The 6,011-nt window shown below is 65.8% G+C and carries 5 protein-coding genes and 1 pseudogene; 2 read left to right on the forward strand and 4 right to left on the reverse strand.

The features are described from left to right. Window positions 1–238: 238 nt before the first annotated feature. The 4 genes from DIE08_RS27875 to DIE08_RS27890 form a co-directional block, all read right to left on the reverse strand. The gene (locus DIE08_RS27875; RefSeq protein WP_124904751.1) at window positions 239–1,690 is read right to left on the reverse strand and encodes a bifunctional 2-methylcitrate dehydratase/aconitate hydratase; all 1,452 of its coding nucleotides are present in this window, start codon (window positions 1,688–1,690) and stop codon (window positions 239–241) included. A gap of 22 nt (window positions 1,691–1,712) precedes the next feature. Further along, window positions 1,713–2,222: a hypothetical protein gene (locus DIE08_RS27880; protein ID WP_124621213.1), complete on the reverse strand. Its 510-nt coding sequence runs from the start codon at window positions 2,220–2,222 to the stop codon at window positions 1,713–1,715. 223 nt (window positions 2,223–2,445) lie between these two features. After that, window positions 2,446–3,450 carry a CoA ester lyase gene (locus tag DIE08_RS27885; RefSeq protein WP_124904753.1) on the reverse strand — a complete coding sequence of 335 codons (1,005 nt, stop codon included), beginning with the start codon at window positions 3,448–3,450 and terminating at the stop codon, window positions 2,446–2,448. A gap of 184 nt (window positions 3,451–3,634) precedes the next feature. Continuing rightward, the gene (locus DIE08_RS27890; protein ID WP_044843799.1) at window positions 3,635–4,621 is read right to left on the reverse strand and encodes a malate dehydrogenase; all 987 of its coding nucleotides are present in this window, start codon (window positions 4,619–4,621) and stop codon (window positions 3,635–3,637) included. 288 nt (window positions 4,622–4,909) lie between these two features. Between DIE08_RS27890 and DIE08_RS27895 the strand changes: the two genes are divergently transcribed. Beyond that, on the forward strand, window positions 4,910–5,734 hold the full coding sequence (locus DIE08_RS27895) for a GntR family transcriptional regulator (RefSeq protein WP_082728923.1): 825 nt from the start codon (window positions 4,910–4,912) through the stop codon (window positions 5,732–5,734). Window positions 5,735–5,904: 170 nt separating this feature from the next. Next, window positions 5,905–6,011 (forward strand): annotated as a pseudogene (locus DIE08_RS27900) (succinate dehydrogenase, cytochrome b556 subunit); the annotation flags it as partial.

The following is a 6,011-nucleotide window of genomic DNA, read 5'->3' on the forward strand; positions in this document are numbered from 1 at the left end:
CCGCTCGCGAGGACTGCGACGCAGCGAATACTGGACGTATTCGCAAGGAACGTGACGCAGCGAGCGGCCTTTCTCGGGGCAACCCCAAATTTAAACTTTATTCCACGGGAATGCCCCAAATCGGCCGCATGACGGCGTCGTTCGCCACTTGTTTGGCACGGCCAAACGGCGCTCCTCACTTCTTGTCCTGCGGCCGATTTGGGGCATTCGCATGTCCGTTTCATCCGCAAACAGCCCCCTATATCACATACAAGTCGACGTACTCATCGACCGGCATCGCTTCGAGCTTTGCCTGGTCCAGCGACACGTCGAGAATCGCTTGTTGCTGCTTTGCCGGGAAGCGCCGGGCGAGGTTGGTCCTGAACTTCTCGACCAGGAGCGGGATGCCGTCCGCACGGCGTCGCTGATGACCGATCGGGTATTCGACCGCCACTTCGGCAAGCTTCGACCCATCCGCGAATTCGATCGTCAGCGCATTCGCGATCGATCGTTTGGCCGGGTCATGGTAATCCTTCGTGAACTGCGGATCCTCGACGCACACGGTTTTTGCGCGCAGCGCGTCGATGCGCGGATCGGCGGCGACCGTGTCCTCGTAATCGGCCGCGGTCAGCCGGCCGAACAGCAGCGGCACGGCGACCATGTACTGGATGCAGTGGTCGCGGTCGGCCGGATTGGAGAGCGGACCCTGCTTGTCGATGATGCGGATCGCGGCCGCGTGCGTGCGGATCGTGATCCGGCTGATCTCGTCGGTCGTGCGGCCCGCCGCGGCGAGCTGCGCGTGCAGCTTCAGCGCGGCCTCGGCGGCCGTCTGCGCATGGAATTCGGCGGGGAACGCGATCTTGAACAGGACGTTCTCCATCACGTACGTGCCGTACGGGCGCTGGAAGCGGAACGGCTGCCCGTCGAACAGCACGTCGTAGAAGCCCCAGGTTTTCGCGGTCAGCGCCGACGGGTAGCCCATTTCACCCGTTTTCGCGATCAGCGCGAGGCGCACCGCGCGGGACGTCGCGTCGCCGGCCGCCCACGACTTGCGCGAACCGGTGTTCGGCGCGTGGCGGTACGTGCGCAGCGCCTGGCCGTCGACGAATGCGTTGGATACCGCGTTGATCAGCTCGTCGCGCGTGAGTCCGAGCAGGCGGCCGACGACGGCCGTCGACGCGACCTTGACGAGCAGCACGTGGTCGAGCCCGACCGCGTTGAACGAATTCTCGAGTGCGAGGCAGCCCTGGATCTCGTGGGCCTGGATCATCGCGACGAGCACGTCGCGCATGGCAAGCGGCTTCCTGCCGGCCGCGACGGCCGTGCGGGACAGCCAGTCGGCAGTCGCCAGAATTCCGCCGAGGTTGTCGGACGGATGCCCCCATTCGGCGGCGAGCCAGGTGTCGTTGAAGTCCAGCCAGCGGATCATCGCGCCGATGTCGAAAGCGGCCTGGACGGGATCGAGCTGGAAGGACGTGCCGGGCACCTTCGCGCCGTTCGGCACGATCGTGCCGGGCACGACGGGGCCGAGCAGCTTGGTGCAGGCAGGGTAGGACAGCGCCTCGAGTCCGCATCCGAGCGTGTCGATCAGGCAATGACGCGCCGTCTCCAGCGCGAGCGCGCTGTCGATTCCGGTGTTCAGCACGTAGTCGACGATATCGACGAGTACCGTATCCGGAGCAGGGCGGACGTTGGAGACCGGGGCGGACATCGAGGGGCCGGGGGAAACGTGCTTAGTTCGTTGCCGGCTTCAGCTCGTTCGACTGCGTCGGTGCCGGCGTGCCTTGCGCCATTTCCGACGTCACGCACTCGTCCGCGAGGCGCTCGCCGCCGTTTGCGTCGGAGAACAGCATCGCCTTGCTCGGAATCACGACCAGCTTGAAGCCAGCTGCCGGATCGTAGAACGTGTCGGCGCCCGTCGTCGTGGCCTGACGCGGCAGCTTGTAGTTCTTCTTCGCCCAGTGAACCGTGACGACCTGGTCGCGCTTCATGTCGCCGGCGAGGTCGAACGACAGGCCTTCCTTACAGGCCCACTTGACCGCGCCGTCCGGTACCGGATCGACCTTGGCAGCGGCACGCGCCTGCGCCTTCTTGCTGCGCGGGATGATGCGCTTGGCCGGCGCCGGGCGCTTGGCCGTCTTCTTCGCGGTCGTCGCCGTATCCTGGGCGAACGCGCTCGGAGCCGACACCAGCATCGTGGCGGACAACGCGCCGATGGCGGTAGCGATCAGGAGTTTCTTCATGGAGTCAGAACCTTTCGATAATCAGTTGACAAGGGCCGGCGGCAGACACCGTCGGCCGGTTTGAAACTGCACGCGCCCCGGAAGCGCGCAGCGGCCGCTATTTTCACCTATTTGGCCGCGCATATTTCAGGTTTTCGGGCTCCGTTACGTTTTTTGTCGTTTCGCAAACCTGTCGCGGGTTCACGCTCCGGTGATTCGATGAAATGCGTGTGTCGGCGCGCGCTCACCGCCCGTCCCCGGCGGCCGGGCCGAACAGCGGCGCAGCCTCGGCCGGCACCGGCTGGCCGGTCGCCCGTGCGCGGCGCAGCACCGACCAGTAATAGCGGTAGCTCGCGCGGTCGTGCAGTGTATCGCCGTGGCGCGTCGGGCCCCAGTTTGCGGCCTGCGCGGCCAGCAGGATCTCGGCGGCCAGTGCGACTTCATCGGTGCGCGGCGCGAATGCGTCGACGATCGGGCGGATCTGCGCGGGATGGATGCTCCACATCCGCGTGAACGCGAACTCGTCGCGCGCGCGGCCCGCGTCGCCGGCGACGACGGCCATGTCGCGCACTTCCGTCGTCACGTTGTGCGACGGCGTCTTGCCGTGCGCGTGGCAGGCCGCGGCGATTTCCAGCTTCGCGCGGCGCACGAGCGGGTGGTCGAACTGGCCGGGCGAGCGCATCGCCGCATCGGGAATCGCGCCGTGATGCGCGGACACGAAGTCCATCAGCCCGAAGCTGAGCGTGCCGACCAGCGGCAGCGCGGCGAGGCTGGCCGCCTGCGCAAGCGCGCCGTGCGTCTCGACCAGCACGTCGACCGGGATCGGCTGCGCGAGACCGAGCTCGCGGCGCGTGCCTTCGATGAACGCGATCATCTCGGCCGCGTCGGCGGCGCTCGCGATCTTCGGCAGCGTGACGTAGGCCGGCGCGCGCGCGGCGCGCAGCACGATGCGCACGTCGTCGCGCCAGTGGGGGTGGGAAAAGTCGTGGATGCGGACGCCGACACGCCCGAAGCGGTTCTCGGCGCTGCCGAGGAATTCGGCGACGAGCTCCGCGTGCGCGGCTTCCTGGCCGACGGCCGCGCCGTCCTCGCAGTCGAGCGTGATGTCGAACACGGGGCCGAGTTCGGCCTGGAGCGCGAGCGACTTGCGCATCAGCTTCTCGCTGCCCGCGTAGTGATCGCAGCAGGGCAGGATCGCGGGCGGGGACGCCCCGTCGTACAGCACTTGTGCAGGAGTGAGCGCGGACATCTCTTCTACGTCAAGGAGGCGGGCAACGTGGAGAAAATCGGATTCGGGCGCGTTCTGGGCCGGCGCGCGGGGCGCCTGGAGCGTCAAAACGTGCCCGGATCGGATCGGGCGGCGGGGCCGGCTGCCGGCCCGCCGCCCGTGCCGTGACCGGGCCGCCCGGAGGCGGCCAGGCCGTGCAGTCTGCTTAGTTCTTCAGCAGGTGGGCGACGCCATCGCGCTCTTCGAGCAGCTCGGCCAGCGTGCCGTCCATCTTCTCGCGCGAGAACGCGTCGATTTCGAGGCCTTCGACGCGCTTGTACTCGCCGTTTTCGCACGTGACGGGCACGCCGTAGATGATGTCTTCGGGGATGCCGTACGAGCCGTCCGACGGGATGCCCATCGTGACCCACTTGCCGTTCGTGCCGAGGACCCAGTCACGCACGTGGTCGATCGCCGCGTTCGCTGCCGACGCTGCCGACGACAGGCCGCGCGCTTCGATGATCGCCGCGCCGCGCTTGCCGACGGTCGGGATGAACGTGTCGCGGTTCCACACGTCGTCGTTGATCAGCTTCAGCAGCGACTCGCCTTCGACGGTCGCGAAGCGGAAGTCGGGGTACATCGTCGGCGAGTGGTTGCCCCACACGGCGAGCTTCTCGATCGATGCGACCGGCTTGCCCGACTTCGCTGCGAGTTGCGACAGCGCGCGGTTGTGGTCGAGGCGCAGCATGGCCGTGAAGTTCTTCTTCGGCAGATCCGGTGCCGACTTCATCGCGATGTACGCGTTGGTGTTCGCCGGATTGCCGACGACCAGCACCTTGACGTCGCGGCTCGCGACTTCGTTCAGCGCGGCGCCCTGGACCGTGAAGATCTCGGCGTTCGCCGACAGCAGGTCCTTGCGCTCCATGCCCTTCGAGCGCGGACGTGCACCGACCAGCAGCGCGACGTCTGCATCCTTGAATGCAACCTTCGGATCGTCGGTGATCACGACGCCCGCGAGCAGCGGGAACGCGCAATCGTCGAGTTCCATCACGACGCCTTTGACGGCGGCTTGGGCTTGCGGGAGGTCGAGCAGTTGCAGGATGACCGGCTGGTCCTTGCCGAGCAGGTCGCCGTTCGCGATGCGGAACAGCAGGGAGTAAGCGATTTGACCTGCGGCGCCGGTGACGGCAACGCGCTTTGCGGGCTTAGCCATTGAAAATCTCCAGGACGGGTGAAGCGGTGGACGCTAGGCAAAACGCCATTCTATGCGCGTTACGCGTAGCGTTGCATTGAAGCAGGGCGGAGGACTCGCGAAAGGCAGACGCGGTGAACCTGGAGACGGCCGTGGCACGTAGCCGGGGACGCGTTTTGCACCCGCGAACCCTTGCTCGCCCCGGAGTGTAGGAGCCGACGGGCCCAAAGTCAAACGGTATCATATGTCTTATATAAGACAGATGTTTTGCGGAATTTGAGTGGACGGAAAAGCGCGGTTTGTGATGAAATGCGCGCCATGACATCGAACCAGGCGAACAACGCGAATCCGACCGGCGCAGGCGGCCCAGGGCAGCCGGGCGCGGCCGATTCCGTGCCGGCGCCTGTCGCGTCGCCGTCGCCGACCTTCAGCCCGTTATACCAGCAGATCAAGTCATTGATCACGCAGAGCCTGGAGTCCGGCGAGTGGAAGCCGGGCGAAATCATTCCGAGCGAAGTGGAGCTCGCGGCCCGCTACAAGGTCAGCCAGGGCACCGTTCGCAAGGCGATCGACGAACTGGCCGCGGAAAACCTCGTGGTCCGGCGGCAGGGCAAGGGCACTTTTGTTGCGACGCACAACGAAGATCGCGCGCAGTTCCGCTTCCTGCGTCTGCTGGCCGATGACGGTGCCGAGCATCCGCACGTGAGCCGCCTGCTCGAATGCCGTCGCCTGCGCGCGCCGGCCGAGATCGCGCGGCAGCTCGAGCTGAAGCCGGCCGACCCTGTCGTGCAGGTGCGCCGCCTGCTGGAGTTCGAGAACGAAGTGACGGTGCTGGACGAGATCTGGCTGCCGGGCGCGATGTTCCGCGGGCTCACGTTCGAGCGGCTGAGCGAGTACAAGGGGCCGCTCTACGCGATGTTCGAGACGGAATTCGGCACGCGGATGATCCGCGCGACGGAGAAGATTCGCGCGGTGGCGGCGGAGCCGGCGGTGGCCGACCTGCTGCACGTGCCGGCCGGTTTTCCTTTGCTATCGGTCGAGCGCGTGTCCTATACATACGGAGACCGGCCGGTGGAAGTGCGACGCGGCTGGTATGTCACAACCGGGTATTACTATCAGAATGACTTGAGCTGACGACGTATCGGCACAAGCAGCGTGTGCGCGTACTCCCCATGTTCGCGTAGCACGTTTCGGGCCGCCTTTATTCCCGTTCGCGTAATGATCCAGAGCAGACTTTCGCTGCAGCGCGATATAAAAAGGCGCTAAAATCGCGGATTAGTGTGACAACATAGTAGGGGTCTAGCATGACTGACGCAGTAAGAAAGCCGAGGCCGGAATACCGGAACATCGGATTCGGCGATATCACGATGAAATATCGCATGCCCTTGGCGGCGATATTGTCGATCCTCCA

Source organism: Burkholderia sp. Bp9004, assembly GCF_003858025.1.
GTDB lineage: Bacteria > Pseudomonadota > Gammaproteobacteria > Burkholderiales > Burkholderiaceae > Burkholderia > Burkholderia diffusa.

Coding starts and splice junctions, on each gene's coding strand:
- DIE08_RS27885 (WP_124904753.1), bottom strand. CDS start 3,450: ATGTCCGCGCTCACTCCTGCACAAGTGCTGTACGACGGGGCGTCCCCG.
- DIE08_RS27880 (WP_124621213.1), bottom strand. CDS start 2,222: ATGAAGAAACTCCTGATCGCTACCGCCATCGGCGCGTTGTCCGCCACG.
- DIE08_RS27895 (WP_082728923.1), top strand. CDS start 4,910: ATGCGCGCCATGACATCGAACCAGGCGAACAACGCGAATCCGACCGGC.
- DIE08_RS27890 (WP_044843799.1), bottom strand. CDS start 4,621: ATGGCTAAGCCCGCAAAGCGCGTTGCCGTCACCGGCGCCGCAGGTCAA.
- DIE08_RS27875 (WP_124904751.1), bottom strand. CDS start 1,690: ATGTCCGCCCCGGTCTCCAACGTCCGCCCTGCTCCGGATACGGTACTC.